Annotated in this window: 13 protein-coding genes; 6 read left to right on the plus strand and 7 right to left on the minus strand. The window is 69.4% G+C overall.

From position 1 onward, the window contains the following. Positions 1-780, minus strand: a complete 780-nt coding sequence (otnI, locus tag JJQ90_RS24280; protein ID WP_216878881.1) for a 2-oxo-tetronate isomerase — start codon at positions 778-780, stop codon at positions 1-3. Positions 781-935: 155 nt separating this feature from the next. On the opposite strand from otnI, the gene JJQ90_RS24285 reads away from it, so the two are divergent. From JJQ90_RS24285 to JJQ90_RS24310, 6 genes are all read left to right on the plus strand, one after another. Continuing rightward, positions 936-2,009, plus strand: a complete 1,074-nt coding sequence (locus JJQ90_RS24285) for an AI-2E family transporter (RefSeq protein WP_230410954.1) — start codon at positions 936-938, stop codon at positions 2,007-2,009. A 110-nt stretch (positions 2,010-2,119) separates the two neighbouring features. Continuing rightward, positions 2,120-3,718 (plus strand): ABC transporter substrate-binding protein, encoded by a 1,599-nt coding sequence (locus tag JJQ90_RS24290; protein ID WP_216878882.1) that lies wholly within the window; start codon positions 2,120-2,122, stop codon positions 3,716-3,718. Positions 3,719-3,843: 125 nt separating this feature from the next. Then, positions 3,844-4,827, plus strand: coding sequence for an ABC transporter permease (locus JJQ90_RS24295; RefSeq protein WP_216878883.1), 984 nt, complete (start codon positions 3,844-3,846; stop codon positions 4,825-4,827). Positions 4,828-4,837: 10 nt separating this feature from the next. Next, entirely contained in the window at positions 4,838-5,749 is a 912-nt protein-coding gene (locus JJQ90_RS24300) for an ABC transporter permease (RefSeq protein WP_230410955.1), read from the plus strand. Further along, positions 5,749-6,732 carry an ABC transporter ATP-binding protein gene (locus JJQ90_RS24305; protein WP_216878885.1) on the plus strand — a complete coding sequence of 328 codons (984 nt, stop codon included), beginning with the start codon at positions 5,749-5,751 and terminating at the stop codon, positions 6,730-6,732. Before JJQ90_RS24300 ends, JJQ90_RS24305 begins: the two co-directional genes overlap by 1 nt. Further along, positions 6,725-7,765 carry an ABC transporter ATP-binding protein gene (locus tag JJQ90_RS24310; protein WP_216878886.1) on the plus strand — a complete coding sequence of 347 codons (1,041 nt, stop codon included), beginning with the start codon at positions 6,725-6,727 and terminating at the stop codon, positions 7,763-7,765. The genes JJQ90_RS24305 and JJQ90_RS24310 overlap by 8 nt, the downstream gene beginning before the upstream one ends. A 46-nt stretch (positions 7,766-7,811) precedes the next feature. Here JJQ90_RS24310 and JJQ90_RS24315 read toward each other — a convergent pair whose 3' ends face one another. From JJQ90_RS24315 to JJQ90_RS24340, 6 genes are all read right to left on the minus strand, one after another. Beyond that, positions 7,812-9,317, minus strand: a complete 1,506-nt coding sequence (locus JJQ90_RS24315; protein WP_216878887.1) for a tripartite tricarboxylate transporter permease — start codon at positions 9,315-9,317, stop codon at positions 7,812-7,814. Between the two features lie 3 nt (positions 9,318-9,320). Next, positions 9,321-9,785, minus strand: a complete 465-nt coding sequence (locus tag JJQ90_RS24320) for a tripartite tricarboxylate transporter TctB family protein (RefSeq protein WP_216878888.1) — start codon at positions 9,783-9,785, stop codon at positions 9,321-9,323. Positions 9,786-10,044: 259 nt separating this feature from the next. Next, on the minus strand, positions 10,045-11,352 hold the full coding sequence (locus tag JJQ90_RS24325) for a sigma-54-dependent transcriptional regulator (RefSeq protein ID WP_216878889.1): 1,308 nt from the start codon (positions 11,350-11,352) through the stop codon (positions 10,045-10,047). Continuing rightward, positions 11,349-12,698, minus strand: a complete 1,350-nt coding sequence (locus JJQ90_RS24330) for a sensor histidine kinase (protein ID WP_216878890.1) — start codon at positions 12,696-12,698, stop codon at positions 11,349-11,351. Before JJQ90_RS24330 ends, JJQ90_RS24325 begins: the two co-directional genes overlap by 4 nt. A 128-nt stretch (positions 12,699-12,826) precedes the next feature. Further along, positions 12,827-14,332, minus strand: a complete 1,506-nt coding sequence (gene trpE / locus JJQ90_RS24335) for an anthranilate synthase component I (protein ID WP_216878891.1) — start codon at positions 14,330-14,332, stop codon at positions 12,827-12,829. Continuing rightward, a complete protein-coding gene (locus JJQ90_RS24340) occupies positions 14,329-16,302 on the minus strand; it encodes a peptidylprolyl isomerase (RefSeq protein WP_216878892.1) in 1,974 nt (657 codons plus the stop codon). The genes trpE and JJQ90_RS24340 overlap by 4 nt, the downstream gene beginning before the upstream one ends. Positions 16,303-16,304: the final 2 nt, after the last annotated feature.

The raw sequence follows: 16,304 nt of genomic DNA on the forward strand, positions 1-16,304 counted from the left end.
TCAGCCCTTGTAGGGGCTGAACCAGCCGAGGCCCGCCACCGTCTCGCCGGCTGGGCGGTATTCGCAGCCGATCCAGCCCCGGAAGCCCAGCGCGTCGATCCGGTCGAAGACGAAGGGCCAGTTCACCTCGCCGGTGCCGGGCTCGTTGCGGCCGGGATTGTCGGCCACCTGCATATGGGCGATCAGCGGCAGGTGCTTTTCCACCCGCTTGACGATGTCGCCCTCGGTGATCTGGCAGTGATACAGGTCGAACTGCATGCCGACCTTCTCCGCCCCGATCGCCTGGATGATGGCGGCGGCCTGGTCGGTGGTGTTCAGGAAGAAGCCGGGAATGTCGCGGTGGTTGATCGGCTCGATCACCGGCTTCACACCGGCGGGCGCGGCCAGCTCCGCCGCCCAGGCGAGGTTGGCCGCGAGCGTCGCGGTCATCGCGTCATGCGGCACGCCGGCCGGCGCCAGGCCGGACATGACATGGATGCGCGGGCATTCCAGCGCCGCCGCATAGTCCAGCGCCTTGCGGAAACCTTCCTTGAACTCCGCCTGGCGGCCGGGCAGGGCGGCCTGGCCGCGCTCGCCCTGACTCCAGTCACCGGGCGGGCCGTTGAACAGCACCTGGGACAGGCCGTTGTCCTTCAGCCGGGTGGCGATCTCGGCGGCGGGGAAGTCATAGGGGAACAGGAATTCCACCGCCTTGAAGCCGGCCTTGGCGGCGGCGGCGAAGCGGTCGAGGAATGGCAGCTCGGTGAACATCAGCGAGATATTGGCGGCAAAACGCGGCATGGCGGTCTCCTTCCCCTCCGGTGATCCCGGACGGGGGTGATGCCTTGGCCCCCCGCGCCCGGCAAGCCCGCCGGCCCGGTGCGGGGTTGGGGCGGAGGATGCGTGCGCGCGGCTCGGGCTTCCGCTAAGTCTCGATTCCCAGGCTGGAATCCCCGATGAGCCAAGACACCCTCCGCCCCGCCCGCCTGCTCGGTCTGGTTGCGCTGCTCGCGCTCGGCCTGGGCTGTTTCTGGGTGATGCGGCCCTTCATCTCCGCGCTGCTCTGGGCGGTGATCCTGACCTACACGACCTGGCCCGCCTTCCGCATGCTGCGGGAGAAGACGGGCCTCGGCCCCGGCAGCGCCGCTTTGGTGATGGTGCTGGCGGAATTCGTGCTGATCGCCCTGCCTCTGGTCTTCGCCACGCCGACGACGCGGGAGGAGATCGACGGGCTGCGCAGCTCCTTCGAGAGCCTGCTGGTCACTGGCCTGCCCAGCCTCGCCACCTGGCTCGGCGGTCTTCCCTATGTGGGGGAGCCGATCCGGGGGCTGATGAGCGGCTGGGATTCCACCTTTGCCGGCCTGTTCGAGGCGATCAGCCCCTATGCGGGCGGCATCGCCAGCAATGCCCTGGCGGTGCTTCTGGCGCTGCTCTCGGGCATCGCCGAGCTCATCATGGCCATCTTCCTGGCCTTCTTCTTCTACCGCGACGGTCCCGCCATGGCGGCCCAGGCCGAGGCGGTGATGGAGAAGATGGCCGGTCCCGGCACGCGGCGGCTGATCCTGCTGACCGGCAATGTCACGCGCGGCGTGGTCTATGGCCTGCTGGGCACGGCGGTGGTGCAGGGGGCGATGACCGTCTTCGGGCTGTGGATCGCCGGCGTGCCGCAGCCGGTGCTGCTCGGAGTGGTGGCCGGCGTGCTCTCCATCCTGCCGGTGGGGGCGCCGCTGGTCTGGGTGCCGGCCACGATCTGGCTTTTCACCCAGGGGGAGACGGGCTGGGGGCTGTTCATGGGGGTCTACGGCGCCGCTGGGATATCGTCGGTGGACAACGTCATCCGGCCCTGGCTGATCAGCCGCGGCGCCGACCTGCCCTTGCTGCTGACGCTGCTGGGGGCGATCGGCGGGGTGATCGGGTTTGGCATCCTCGGGCTGTTCCTGGGGCCTGTTCTTCTGGCAGTCGGCTTCACCCTGCTGCGGGAATGGGCAGGGAAGGGGTCCTCGGCGCCTAGCGCCAAGCCCCTGACCTGAGATCGGGCTTCCGAAGCCCTTCGCGGCACGATATGGACCATGGTCTGACAGGCAGGTTTCCGGCAGGCGGGCGCAACGACCCGTCGCCCTTCAAGCAGGGGGTATCTGGGATGAGAAGGTTGCTTCTGGCCGCGGCCGCGGTGATGGCGCTTGGCGTCATGGCGCCGGGCATGGGTGGGGCCTCGGCCCAGACGGTGCGCTGGGCGGCGGCGGGCGATCCGAACACGATGGATCCGCACAGCCAGAATGTCGGCACCGTCACCATGGTGCTCCAGCAGATCTATGACCCGCTGATCCACCGCAACGCCGACCTGTCGCTGCGCCCGGGCCTGGCGCTGTCCTGGACCCAGGTCGAGCCCACCCGCTGGCGCTTCGTGCTGCGGCCCGGCGTGAAGTTCCACGGTGGCGAGGCCTTCACCGCCGACGACGTGGTGTTCAGCATCGGGCGGGCGCGACAGCCCACCTCCAACTTCGGCATCTATGTCGATACGGTGCAGGAAGCGGTGAAGGTCGATGAGTTCACCGTCGACGTGGTGACCCGCATCGCCGACCCGATCCTCCCGAACAAATTCGCCTCCGTCTACATGATGTCGAAGGCCTGGTCCGAGGCGAACGGCGCCACTCGCCCGCAGAACACCCGGGCGCGGGAGGAGATGCACACCACCCGCAACACCAACGGCACCGGCGCCTTCCGCCTGGCGAGCCGGGAGAATGACGTGCGCACGGTGCTGCGCCGGAACACCGAATGGTATGGCTGGGCCGAGCCCGATTCGGCGCGGGCGAATGTGCAGGAAATCCAGTTCCGTCCCATCGCCTCCGACGCCACGCGCATCGCGGCGCTGCTGTCCGGCGAGGTGGACTTCGTGCTCGACCCGCCCTTGCAGGACCTGAACCGCCTGCGCGCCGCGCAGAATATCCGCGTGCTGGAAGGGCCGGAGGTGCGCACCATCTTCCTGGCCTTCGACGTGGCGCGGCCGGAACTGCAATACAGCGATGTGCGTGGCCGCAACCCCTTCGCCGACCTGCGGGTGCGGCAGGCGCTGTACCACGCGATCGATATCCAGGCGATCCATCGCACCACCATGCGCGGCCAGTCCGTGGTCACCGGTACCTTCTTCCCGCCGCAGGTGAATGGCTACAGCCAGGCCGAGGATACGCGCCTGCCCTATGACCAGGCCCGCGCCCGTGCCTTGCTGGCGGAGGCAGGCTATCCGAACGGCTTCGGCATCACGCTGGACTGCCCGAACAACCGCTACATCAATGACGAGCAGATCTGCCAGGCGGTGGCGGCGATGTGGACGCGCGTGGGCGTGCGCACCAGCGTGAAGGCGCAGCCGCTGGCGCCCTTCTTCGCGCAGATCCAGCGCCAGGATACCAGCGCCTATCTGCTCGGCTGGGGCGTGCCGACGCTGGATGCGCTGTATTCCTTCCAGTCGCTGCTGGCCACGCGCAACGGCGCGCAGGGCGACGGTATCTGGAACTATGGCGGCTATTCCAACCCGCGCATGGATGCGCTGGTGGAGCGGATGAAGACCCAGTCGGGCGCCGACCGCATGGCCGCGATCCATGAGGCGCTGCGCATCTACCGCGAGGACGTGCCGCATATCCCGCTGCACCACCAGATGATTCCCTGGGCCATGCGCAGCAACTTCACCATCCCGCATGCGGCGAACAACCAGCCCTACTTCCGCTTCGCCCGCATCGACTGATTGGGGCGGCTGCCGCCTGTGTGGCGCAGCCAGGCGGCCGAAGGCCGTGCCCGGTGTATGAGGGCCAAAATACTACTGGCGGCACCAGCCGGCGCCGCCATCACTGCCAGCCGTATCGAGGGACCGTGTTCGCCTTCATCATCAGCCGCATATTGCAGGCCCTGCCCGTCATGCTGACGGTCGCCCTGCTGTCCTTCGCGATGTTCGCCTATGTCGGCGACCCGGTCGCCATCATGCTGGGGCAGGACTACACCGTGGCGCAGCGGGATGCGCTGGTGGCCGATCTGGGACTGGACCAGCCCTTCTTCGTGCAATTCGCCAAGTTCGTGGTGAATGCGGCGCAGGGCGAATTCGGCCTGTCCTACCGCCTGTCGCGCCCCGTCGCGCAGCTCATCGTGGAACGCGCGCCGGCGACGCTTGAGCTCGCGCTTTGCGCGGCCTTCCTGGCACTGGCGATCGGCGTGCCGATGGGGGTCTATACCGGCCTCTACCGCAATTCCTGGCTCAGCCGCTTCTTCCTGACCTTCAGCCTGATCGGTGTGTCGCTGCCGACCTTCCTCATCGGCATCCTGCTGATCCTCACCTTCTCCGTCTGGCTCGGCTGGCTGCCCAGCTTCGGGCGGGGCGACACGGTGAATGTCGGCGGCTGGAGCACGGGGCTGCTGACCTGGTCGGGGCTGAAGGCGCTGATCCTGCCTTCCATCACGCTGGGCCTGTTCCAGCTCACGCTCATCATGCGGCTGGTGCGGGCGGAGATGATGGAGGTGCTGCGCACCGACTACATCAAGTTCGCCCGCGCGCGAGGCCTGACCAACCGCGCGGTGCATTTCGGCCATGCGCTGAAGAACACGCTGGTGCCGGTCATCACCATCACCGGCCTGCAGCTCGGCGCCATCATCGCCTTCGCCATCGTGACGGAGACGGTGTTCCAATGGCCCGGCATGGGGCTGCTGTTCATCCAGAGTGTTGGTGCCGCCGACATTCCCGTGATGTCCGCCTATCTGCTGCTGATCGCGCTGATGTTCGTCACCATCAACCTGATCGTCGACCTGCTGTACTATGCGGTGGATCCCCGCCTGCGCATCGGCCGCGGCAAGGGGGCGCACTGAGATGGCCCAGATGAATGCCATTCAGAGGGCGCTGGACAGCGACATCTGGTATTCCTTCACCCGTTCGCCGATCACCGTGGCTTCCGCCATCGTCGCGCTGATCTGCGTCGGCGGCGCCGTGCTGGCGCCCTGGATCGCGCCGCACAACCCCTTCGACCTGGCCTCCCTGCAGCTCATGGACGCCTTCAAGCCGCCGGCCTGGGAGGCGGATGGCGATCCGAACTACCTGCTGGGCACGGATGACCAGGGGCGCGACGTGCTTTCCGCCATCATGTATGGCGCGCGGGTCTCGCTGCTGGTCGGCTTCTGCGCCGTGCTGCTCTCCGTCTCCATCGGCATCACCGCGGGCCTCGCGGCGGGCTATATGGGCGGGACGGTGGATGCGGTGCTGATGCGCATCGCCGACATCAAGCTGACCTTCCCCACCATCCTGATCGCACTGCTGATCGATGGCGTTGTCCGGGCGGCGCTACCACGCGAGGTGCATGACCAGATCGCGCTCTATGTCGTGATCTTCGCCATCGGCATCAGCAACTGGCCGTCCTTCGCGCGCACTGTGCGCGGATCGACGCTGGTGGAGCGCAACAAGGAATATGTGCAGGCGGCGCGGGTCATCGGCCTGTCCCGCGCGCGCATCATGGTGACGCATGTGCTGCCCAATGTGTTGGGGCCGGTGCTGGTCATCGCCACGCTGAACCTGGGCTTCGCCGTGCTGGCGGAGGCCACGCTGTCCTTCCTCGGCGTCGGCGTGCCGCCGACCCAGCCCTCGCTGGGCACGCTGATCCGTATCGGCAATGACTTCCTGTTCTCCGGCGAATGGTGGATCACCATCTTTCCGGGCATTGCCCTCATTCTCCTGGTGCTGTCCGTGAACCTGCTGGGCGACTGGCTGCGCGACGCCCTGAACCCGAAGCTCCGATAATGACCGCACCCCTGCTTGAAGTCCGTAACCTCCGCGTGGAGTTTCCCACGCGCCGCGGCACCCTGGTGGCTTTGAACGACGTGTCCTTCAGCATCGCGCAGGGCGAGGTGCTGGGCGTGGTGGGCGAATCCGGCGCCGGAAAGTCCATGACCGGCGCGGCCATCATCGGCTTGCTGGAACCTCCCGGCCGCATCGCCGGCGGCGAGATCCTGCTGAACGGAAGGCGGATCGACAATCTTCCCTATTCGGAATTGCGAAAACTGCGCGGGCGCGAGATCGGCGCGATCTTCCAGGACCCGCTGACCACACTGAACCCGCTCTACACCGTCGGCGCCCAGCTCATCGAGACGATGGTCACGCATCTGCCGCTGAACCCGGCCCAGGCGCGGGCCAAGGCGATCGAATGGCTGGAACTGGTCGGCATTCCCGCCGCCAGCCAGCGTATCGACAGCTACCCGCATGAATTCTCCGGCGGGATGCGCCAACGCGTGGTCATCGCCCTGGCCCTTTGCGCGGAGCCGAAGCTGATCGTGGCGGACGAGCCCACCACGGCGCTGGATGTTTCGATCCAGGCGCAGGTCATCGCCCTGCTGAAATCCCTGGCGCGGGAGAAGGGCACCAGCATGATGCTGGTCACCCACGACATGGGCGTGATCGCGGAAACGGCGGATCGCGTGGCGGTGATGTATGCCGGCCGCATCGTCGAGATCGGCGCGGTGCGCAATGTGGTGCGCCATGCCAGCCACCCCTATTCCGCCGGCCTCATGGGCTCCATCCCCCCGGTCGGGCGGCGGCTGGACCGGATGCAGCAGATCGACGGCTCCATGCCCCGGCTTTCCGCCATCCCGCCTGGCTGCGCCTATAACCCGCGCTGCCCAAAAGTCTTCGACCGCTGCCGGGTGGAGCGGCCGGAGCTGATGCCGGCTGGGGACAGCCTCGCCGCCTGCTGGCTCTATGCCGAGGGAGCACCGCGCCATGCGTGATCCCATCGGCACCCCGATGCTGGAGACGATCAACGTCGCCCGCCACTTCGACGTCTCCCGCCCCCTGGTGCAGCGCGTGCTGGCGCGGGAGGGAAGGCGCAGCCTGAAGGCGGTGGATGGCATTTCCTTCGCCATCGAAAAGGGCACCACTTTGTCGCTGGTCGGCGAAAGCGGCTGCGGCAAGTCCACGGTCGCTCGGCTGGTCGTCGGCCTCTACGGCCCGACCTTCGGCAGCGTGATCTTCGACGGCCAGGATCTTTCGCAGGCGCGGGCGGATAGCAGCCAGCGCCGGCGCATGCAGATGATCTTCCAGGACCCCTATGCCAGCCTGAACCCCCGCTGGCGGGTGCGCGACATCATCGCCGAGCCGATCCGCGCCTTCGGCCTGATGAAGGACAAGGCGGAGATCGGCGCCAAGGTGGCCGAACTGCTGACCCAGGTCGGCCTGTCCCCGCTCGACGGCCAGAAATTCCCGCATGAATTCTCGGGCGGCCAGCGCCAGCGCATTTCCATCGCCCGCGCGCTCTCCTCCAACCCGGAATTCCTGGTATGCGACGAGCCGACGAGCGCGCTCGATGTCTCGGTGCAGGCGCAGATCCTGAACCTGATGAAGGACCTGCAGCAGCGGCTGGGGCTGACCTATCTGTTCATCAGCCACAACCTGGCCGTGGTGCGGCAGGTCAGCGACCGCGTCGGTGTCATGTATCTCGGCCGGCTGGTGGAGCTGGCGCCGGCGGAGACGCTGTTCACCACCGCGCGCCACCCGTACACGCGGGCGCTGATGGAGGCGATTCCGGACCTGGAAATGACCGGCCGCCAGCGCATCCCGGTGGGCGGCGAGGTGCCGAGCCCGATCAACCCACCCAGCGGCTGCCCCTTCCACCCGCGCTGCCCGCTGGCCGATGCGCGCTGCAAGGCGGAGCGGCCGGAGATGATCCCGGCCCGCGGCACGCCGGAGACGATGGTGGCCTGCCACGCGGTGGAAGAAGGCCGCGACCGGGTCGGGGAACCGCTGGTCGCGGCCGGCGGCTGACAGCCGTTGGGCCCTCCTCCCCGCCAGGGGGAGGAGGGCCGCGGCGTCAGGCCTGCGCGTGGACGCGGCGAGACGACCGCAGCGCGGACCACACGGTCCAGATCAGCAGCGCAGCGCATAGCCCGAGCAGGGATGCGCTGATCGGCCGGTCGATGAACACCATCATGTCGCCGCGCGACAGCAGCATGGCGCGGCGCAGGTGTTCCTCCATCAACGGGCCCAGCACATAGCCCAGCAGCAGCGGTGCCGGCTCGAAGTTCAGCAGCTTCATGCCGTAGCCGAGCAGGCCGAAGACCAGCGCCAGCCCGACATCGAACAGCGCGTTGTTGATGCTGTAGACGCCGATGCAGACGAAGAACAGGATTGCCGGATACAGGATGCGGTAGGGCACCAGCAGCAGCCGCGTCCAGATTCCGATCATCGGGATGTTGATGATCACCAGCAGCAGATTGCCGATCCAGAAGCTGGCGATCAGGCTCCAGAAGATGTCCGGATGCTCGGCCGGGAAGCGCGGGCCGGGCTGGATGCCGAAGATGATGAGCGCCCCCAGCATCAACGCCATCACCGCATCGCCCGGCACGCCCAGGGTGAGGGTGGGGATGAAGGCGGTCTGCGCGGCGGAGTTGTTGGAGGCCTCCGGCGCCGCGATGCCCTCGATCGTGCCCTTGCCGAAACGCTCCGGCGTCTTCGAGATCTTCTTCTCGAAGGCGTAGGACATGAAGGAGGCGATGGTGCCGCCGGTGCCGGGCAGGATGCCGAGCACGGCGCCGATTCCGGTGCCGCGCAGGATCGGCGCGACGCAGCGCCGCACCTCCGCCATGGTCGGCAGCATGGAACGCATGCTCATCGCCCCGCGCGCGATGATCGACCCCTGCGGCCGGTTCACATTGGCCAGGATGTCGGCGATGCCGAACAGGCCGGTGGCGACCGCGACGATGTTGACGCCGTCGGACAGTTCCGGGATCCCGCCCGTGAAGCGCTGCTGACCGGTCTGCACATCGGTGCCGATCATGCCGATCAGCAGGCCGAGGATGACCATGGCGATGCTCTTCAGCGCCGAGCCCTGGGCGAGGGTGGAGGCCGCGATCAGCCCCAGCGCCATCATGGCGAAGTAGTCGGCCGGGCCGAAGCTCAGCGCCGCGCGCACCATGAAGGGCGAGAAGAACATCATGATGAGGATGCCGACGCAGGCGCCGATGAAGGACGACATCATCGAGGTGAAGATCGCCACGCCCGCGCGCCCCTGGCGGGCCATCGGATAGCCGTCCAGGCAGGTGACGGCATGCGAGGCGACGCCCGGGATGTTCAGCAGGATCGAGGTTGTCGCACCGCCATATTGCGCGCCGTAATAGATGCCGGCGAGCATGATGAGCGCGCCGGATGGCTCCAGCCCGAAGGTGATCGGCAGCAGGATCGAGATCGCCGCCAGCGGTCCGATCCCCGGCAGCACGCCGATCAGGTTGCCGACGATGACACCGAGCAGCGAATAGCCGAGGTTGGTCAGCGTGAAGGCGATGCCGAATCCGGCCGCCAGGTTGTCGAAGACGTCCATGGCTCAGCGCCCCCCGGTGAAGAGCGGGAAGATGATGCCCAGCCCGTAGATGAAGATGGCGACACCGCCGATGGCGACGGCGACCGCCAGCAGGCCGGCGGTCAGCGGCCGGTTGCCGCGGTCCACCAGGGCGCTGATGCCCACCAGCAACAGGATGGCCGGCACCAGGCCGAGATGCTCCCCCGCCAGGATGAAGGCGAAGATGCTGGCGGAGATGCCGAGCACGGCGCGCAGGGAGGGCATTTCGGGCAGCCCGTCGTCCCACATCTTGCGGATGAAGCCCTTGGCCACCACGGCGGCGCCGAGGGCGCAGCAGATCCAGCCCAGCAGGACGGGGAAATAGCCCGGGCCCATGCGGCGGGCGGAGCCGAAGGAATAGTCATCGGCGATGACGAGGGCGGCGGCGCCGATGGCGATCAGGACCAGACCGCCGATGACATCGCGCGGGTCCAAGCGGGCTGTCTTCATGGATGGCGCGCACCCGGCGCCACATGGCTTCGGGGCGAGCCCGACCCAAATCTCTGCATCCTACGATCCTTCCCGAATGCGGACCGTCGCCCCGGCGCGACGGCATCGGGATCGCCATATCAAGCCCCGTGCCAGGAAGTTTTTATAGAAACATCAGTGTCTTGCTGGATTCCGTCCGGATCGGTGTTCGGCGCGGCGAACGGGCGCGCCGGTGCTAGGTCCGGAATTCCGGACGTGGTGCCGGGTCATGGGGTGGTCGTCAGCTATCCAGCCTCAGCCGCCGCATGCGCTCCCACATGGTGGTGCGGGATATGCCGAGAAGCTGCGCCGCCTCCGCCACCCGGCCGCCGGAACGGGCCAGGACGCGGCGGATGTGGTCGCGCTCCGCCAGGTCGCGCGCCTCGGCCAGCGAGACGGGTGTCGTGGTCGTGACGGCCTGGCCGGGGAAGATGTCGTCCGGCGTCAGGATCGGGTGGTTGGCCAGGATGGCGGCGCGCTCGATGCGGTTGCGCAATTCCCGCACATTGCCCGGCCAGGGGTGGTCCAGCAGCGCCTCCAGCGCCGGGGCGCCGAGGGTCAGGCCGGGGCGGTGGAAGGCGCGCGCGAAATGCGCGGCGAAGGCCTCCGCCAGGCCGTACAGATCCTCCGGCCGCTCCCGCAGCGGGGGCAGCACCAGTTCGACCACCGCCAGGCGGTAGTACAGGTCCTGCCGGAAGCCGCCATCTGCCAGCCTGCTCTGCAGGTCGATGTTCGTCGCGGCGACGATGCGGGCGTGCAGCGGCAGGGTGTCCCGCCCGCCGACCCGGGTGAAGCTGCGTTCCTGCAGCAGGCGCAGCAGCTTGGCCTGTAGCGGCGGTGCCAGTTCGCCGATCTCGTCGAGGAACAGCGTGCCGTCCGCCGCGCGCTCGGCGAATCCCTCATGGCGCTGCGTCGCGCCGGTGAAGGCGCCCCGCTCATGGCCGAAGACCTCGCTCTCCATCAGTTCGGATGGGATGGCGGCACAGTTCACCGCGACGAAGGGGGCGGCGGGGTTGGCGCCCAGCGCATGCAGCCGGCGTGCCGCGATCTCCTTGCCCGCGCCGCTCTCGCCGCTCAGCAGGACGGGCGTCGTCACCTGGGCCAGGCGTGCCAACTGGCTGGCCAGCAGGCGCATGGCGGGGGATTGCCAGCCGGCCTCGGCCGCCTGCGGCGCCGCCGTCGCCGGTGCACCGAGAAGACGCAGCTTCTCCAGCAGCAACTGCGGCGGGAAGGGCTTCACCAGGTAGTCGTCGGCGCCGGCGCGCAGCAGGCGCACGGCCTGCGCGACCTCGCCATAGGCGGTGGCGACGATCACCGGCGTGGCGCCGATCTCCGGCATCAGGCGCAGCAGCAGCGCCTCCCCGCTCTCATCCGGCAGGCGGATGTCGCAGACGACCAGTGAGGGGCGATGGCGGCGCAGCAGCGTCTCGCCCTCCGCCGCCGTACGGGCCCACCAGCAGGTCACGCCTTCCAGGTTCAGGCGCTGGACCAGGGAGGTGCCGAGCACCTCGTCATCCTCCACCAGCAGGAGGGAGGCCGCGCCACTCATGCCGGGTGGTCCGGGTGGCGGGGGATCTCGATGCTGATGCGGCTGCCACCGGGCCGGGACTCGACGCCGATATGGCCGCCGAGGCTGCCTGCCAGCCGCGCCGCCACCTCCAGCCCCAGCCCGTCGCCGATGCCGGCGGGACTGAGGCCCAGCAGCAGGCCCTCCGCCGCCGGCGGCAGGCCGCCGCCCTGATCCTCCACCTGCACCCGCAGCATATCGCCCTGGCGCGCCGCGCGCAGCAGCACCTGGCCCCCCGGCGGGGTGGCCGCGATGGCGTTCAACAGCAGGTTCAGCACGATCTGGCGCACCTGAACGCCATCGGTCCGGAAGGGTTCGGCCAGCGTCACCGCCCAGGCCAGGTCGACGCCGCGACGGCGGGCCTCCGGCAGCACCAGCGCATGCAGGTCGTCCAGGTCGGCGGCCGTGACAGGCCGGGCTTCCGGCGGTGGCCGCTGGGTGGCCAGGGTGGTGCGGACCACGGTCTCGATCTGCTGGAGCCCGCGCTCCACCAAGTCGAGGGACCGGGTTCGCACGGCCGCGTCGCTGCCGAAATGGCGCAGCGTGTCGATCGCATTGAGCATGCCGGCCAGCGGGTTGCGCACCTCATGCGCCACCGTGGCGGCGAGGCGGCCGAGCACGGCCACCCGCTCCCGCTCGGTCAGCCGGGCGGCCAGCGCTTCGCGTTCCCGCAGATGGCCCATCAACCGCTCCAGCGCCGCCTCCAGGCGGCCGGCCTCGGTGCGGCGTGGTGGGGGCTCCTCCGTCCTGGGTTCCTGCCGCGCCGTCATCTGCTCCAGAAAGGCGGCGACCTTCAGCACCGGTTGCATCAGGCGGGCGGCCAGGTCGGCGGCCATTATCGCCGCGAAGCCGGCGAGCAGCAGGCAGGCGAAACCCAGGCGCAGCCGCAGCCCGTCCCGCCGGCGGATGACGTCGGGGAAGGCCAGTTGCACGGCGGCCAGGGCCACCACCCGGTTGTTCTGCACGACCTCCCGCTGTGCCCAGGCGATTCGGCCCCCCTCGCTGGGTTCCCAGTGGCTGGCCAGTTCGCCCCGTGTCATCGGCGGTTCGGCGTCCGTGGCGCCGGCGCGCGCCAGGATGGTGCCGTCGGGCAGGCCGACGGCGATGATCCGGTCCACCACGCCCACCTGGAATCCCAGCGCGCGTTCAAGCGCCTTCTGGAGGGTGGGGATGTCGTTGGTCTCCAGCGCCTGCACGGCGGCGGAGGACAGGGTGTCCAGATAGACCGCCGCCATGGTCTCGGTCTGGTGGTCGATCTCACGGCCCATGATGAACATGGTGAACTGCGCCGAGGCGAGGCCGGTCAGGAAGATGGCGATGCCGGCCATGAGCGGGAGCCGCGCAGCCACGGACAGGAAGGGACGGCGGGGTCCGAAGGAGGTCGCTTGCATCGCCCAGCTATGGCCCGCGTCCAGGTGAAGGGCAAACCGCCCTCAGCCGGCCGTGGCGCCGGACGTCAGCGCCGCTGCGCCGCGAAGCGCACCGCTTCCTCCGCCGCGCGGAACAGGGCGCGCGCCTTCTGGTGGGTCTCCTGGTACTCGGCTTCCGGGTCGCTGTCCGCCACCACGCCGGCGCCGGCCTGCACATGCATCAGCCCGTCCTTCACCAGGGCGGTGCGCAGCGCGATGCAGATGTCCATGTCGCCATCGGCGCCGAAATAGCCGACGCCGCCCGCATAGGCACCGCGGCGGGAGGGTTCCAGCTCCTCGATGATCTGCATCGCCCGGACCTTCGGCGCGCCCGACAGCGTGCCGGCCGGGAAGCCGGCGGTGAGTGCGTCCAGCGCATCCAGCCCCGGGCGCAGACGGCCCACCACCTCGGACATGATGTGCATGACCTGGGAATAGCGCTCGACCTGGAATTTCTGGGTGACCCGGACGGAGCCGATCTCCGCCACGCGGCCGACATCGTTGCGGCCGAGATCGATCAGCATCAGGTGCTCGGCCAGTTCCTTCGGATCGGCCAGCAGCTCTGCCTCCAGCCGCTTGTCCTCCTCCGGCGTCGCGCCCCGGGGACGGGTGCCGGCGAGCGGCCGCAGCTTGACCTCGCCATGCTTCACGCTGACCAGGATTTCCGGGGAGGCACCGACCAGAGAGAGGCCCTGCAGGTCGAGGAAGAACAGGTAGGGCGCCGGGTTTAGCCGGCGCAGCGCGCGATACAGCGAAAAGGGCGGCAGGCCGAAGGGCGCGGTGAAGCGCTGGGCGGGCACCACCTGGAAGACGTCGCCGGCGGTGATGTAGTCCTTCGCCCGCAGCACGGCGGCCTTGTAGGCCTCCTTGGTGAAGTTGGAGGTCGGCGCGGGCGGCACCGGCAGGCTGGCGGCGGGCGCCGGGCGGGGCAGGGGGCGGTCGAGCGCCGCCTCGGCCTCATCCAGCCGCGCCTGTGCCAGGTCCCAGGCCGATTTCGGGTCCTGGCCGGCTTCGGGCCAGACCGGCGTCACCAGGGTCAGCGTATCCCGCACATGGTCGAAGACGGCGACCAGGGTGGGGCGGATCATCACCGCCTCCGGAATGCCGAGCACATCCGGATTGGCATCCGGCAGGCGTTCCATGTGCCGGACCATGTCGTAGCCGAGATAGCCGAACAGCCCGGCCGCGATGGAGGGCAGCCCGGCCGGCATCGGCATGCGCGTCGCCTGGACCAGGGTCCGCAGGCTGTCGAGCGGTGGCGCCGGATCGGCCACGAAGGCATGCGGGGCCGACAAGGCGTGGCGGTTGATCTCCGCGCGGCCGTCGCGGCAGCGCCAGACCAGGTCGGGCTCCATGCCGAGGGCGGAAAAGCGCCCGCGCGCCGCGCCGCCTTCCACCGATTCCAGCAGGAAGGCGTTGTGGCGCCCCTGGACGAGGCGGAGATAGGCGCCGACCGGCGTGTCCAGATCGGCGACGCGCTCCCGGAACACCACCTGGCCCTGGCCGGCGGCGAGGCCTTCCGCGAAGCTGGCGAAGCTGGACATGGCGCTCATGGCACAACCTGTTGCAGCAGGGTCGGGCTGATCCGCGGCGCGGCGCGGTTGCGCAGCGCCGCCACATAGGCGGCGTTCAGGTCATCGGCCATCTGCTGCTGCGCGCTGCGGCGGGCATTGTCGAGCGCGGCCTGATCCGCGGCCGGGTCGGTCGAGACCACTTCCAGCAGTTGCGCCACGGCGAAGCCGGCGGCGGTGGGTGCCATGGTCGGCTCATTCACCGCGATGCCGAACAGCACCGACAGCAATTCGCGCGGCACGGTCAGGCCCGGCGCGCCCGGTTCCGGCTGGCGGCCGAAGGGGCCCATGCGGGTGCTCGTCAGGCCGGCGGCGCTGGCGGCCGCTTCCAGCGTCTGGCCGCCGCGCACGGCGGCGAGCAGGCCGGCGGCCCGCGCCTCCTGCGCCCGGCGCTTCGCGTCATTGGTCCAGGCGAGGCGCACATCCGCCTCCACCTGTTCGAAGGGCCTCAGCGCCGGCGCGTTCACGGCGCGGATCTCGATGCCCATGAAGCCCTGCGCCTCGCGGAATTCCTGCAGGCGGGGGGCGGCGCCCTGGTCGGCGGCGAAGATGGCGCGCAGCGCCTCCGCCCGCGCGGCGACGGGCACCGGCAGCACGGCGGGCAGGCCCTCCGCGTCGCGGCCCTCGGCATCCAGGCTCAGGGTGGCAACCGTCAGGCCGAATTCGCGGGCGGCCTGTTCCAGCGGCGCGCCGCCGGCAATCGCATCCTCCACCCGGTTGGCGCGTTCGAAGGCCAGGTCGCCGGCGCGTTCCAGCGCCACATCCTGGCGCAGGCGGTCGCGCACCTCCTCCAGCGTCGAGGTGCGGCCCGGGGTGACAGCCGCCACCCGCATCACATGCCAGCCGAAGGGCGATTGCACGGGGTCGGTCACGGCGCCCTGCGCTGCGCCGAAGGCGGCCTCGGCCAGTTCCGGCAGCGGCAGGTCGGCGCGCGGCACATTGCCGAGCGACAGCGCCGCGCCACCGGCCGCGGTCGCCGCCTGCTCGATCGCGGCGAAATCGGGGTTGGCGCGCCACATCCCGGCAATGCGCTGGGCCGTCGCCTGGTCCGGCAGCAGCGCCTGCTGCAGGTCGCGCCGCTCCGCCGTCTCATACTGGCCCCGGCGTTGCTCATAGGCGGCGGCGAGGTCGGCGTCGGAGATCTCGATCTGATCGGCGAGGTTGTCGGCCGTCAGCACGGCGAGGGTCACTTCCCGCAGGGCGGGGGTGGAGAAGCGTTCCGGGTTGTTGGCGTGGAAGCGTTGCAGCGCCGCCTCGGTCGGCGGTTCCGGCTCCGGCGCATCCAGCAAAGGCAGTTCCACCACCTGGGCGATGCGGCGTTCCTGTTCGTAGCGCACCAGGGCACGGGCCAGGACGTCCGGCGCGGGCGCGCCGGCGCGGACGGCGCCGGAAAGCTGGATTCGCTCCAGGTCGTCGCGGACAATGCGCAGGAACTGCGCCTCCGTCATGTCGTTCTGGCGCAGGAACTGGTCGAGCACGAGCCGGTCATACTGGCCGGCGGTCTGGAAATTCGGGATGGCGAAGATATAGGCCTGCACCGCCTCATCCGGCGTGGACAGGCCGAGCCGCGTGGCCTCCGCCCGCTGGGCGCGCTCCGCGATCAATTGTTCGACCGCCTGCATGGCGATGGCGCGGCGCAGCGGCTCCTCCGCCTCGAAGCCCTGGCCGAGCTGGGCCTGCACCCGCTGCAATTCGCGGCGCGCGGCCATCTGGGCCTCGGGCACCTCGATATCGCCGCCCTCCATGCTGACGACGGCGGTTTCCCGGCCGAAATCGCGCACGGTGTCCTCGATCCCCCAGATGGCGAAGGAAAGGACCAGCAGGAGGAAGAGGACCTTGGCGAACCAGGTCTGGGTGAGCTTGCGGAACCAGGTGATCATGCCGTCCCGGTAGCCGGAAATGCCGCCGGTTGCCAGCCCGGCACGAGGTTGGTAGGCGAAGTCAACGCTCAAGG

Source organism: Falsiroseomonas oleicola, assembly GCF_019029495.1.
Taxonomy (GTDB): Bacteria; Pseudomonadota; Alphaproteobacteria; order Acetobacterales; family Acetobacteraceae; genus Falsiroseomonas; species Falsiroseomonas oleicola.

Excerpts from the sequence above, each read along its gene's own strand:
- otnI (WP_216878881.1), bottom strand. The coding sequence starts at position 780 with ATGCCGCGTTTTGCCGCCAATATCTCGCTGATGTTCACCGAGCTGCCA.
- JJQ90_RS24285 (WP_230410954.1), top strand. The coding sequence starts at position 936 with ATGAGCCAAGACACCCTCCGCCCCGCCCGCCTGCTCGGTCTGGTTGCG.
- JJQ90_RS24290 (WP_216878882.1), top strand. The coding sequence starts at position 2,120 with ATGAGAAGGTTGCTTCTGGCCGCGGCCGCGGTGATGGCGCTTGGCGTC.
- JJQ90_RS24300 (WP_230410955.1), top strand. The coding sequence starts at position 4,838 with ATGAATGCCATTCAGAGGGCGCTGGACAGCGACATCTGGTATTCCTTC.
- JJQ90_RS24305 (WP_216878885.1), top strand. The coding sequence starts at position 5,749 with ATGACCGCACCCCTGCTTGAAGTCCGTAACCTCCGCGTGGAGTTTCCC.
- JJQ90_RS24310 (WP_216878886.1), top strand. The coding sequence starts at position 6,725 with ATGCGTGATCCCATCGGCACCCCGATGCTGGAGACGATCAACGTCGCC.
- JJQ90_RS24315 (WP_216878887.1), bottom strand. The coding sequence starts at position 9,317 with ATGGACGTCTTCGACAACCTGGCGGCCGGATTCGGCATCGCCTTCACG.
- JJQ90_RS24320 (WP_216878888.1), bottom strand. The coding sequence starts at position 9,785 with ATGAAGACAGCCCGCTTGGACCCGCGCGATGTCATCGGCGGTCTGGTC.
- JJQ90_RS24325 (WP_216878889.1), bottom strand. The coding sequence starts at position 11,352 with ATGAGTGGCGCGGCCTCCCTCCTGCTGGTGGAGGATGACGAGGTGCTC.
- JJQ90_RS24330 (WP_216878890.1), bottom strand. The coding sequence starts at position 12,698 with ATGGCCGGCATCGCCATCTTCCTGACCGGCCTCGCCTCGGCGCAGTTC.
- trpE (WP_216878891.1), bottom strand. The coding sequence starts at position 14,332 with ATGAGCGCCATGTCCAGCTTCGCCAGCTTCGCGGAAGGCCTCGCCGCC.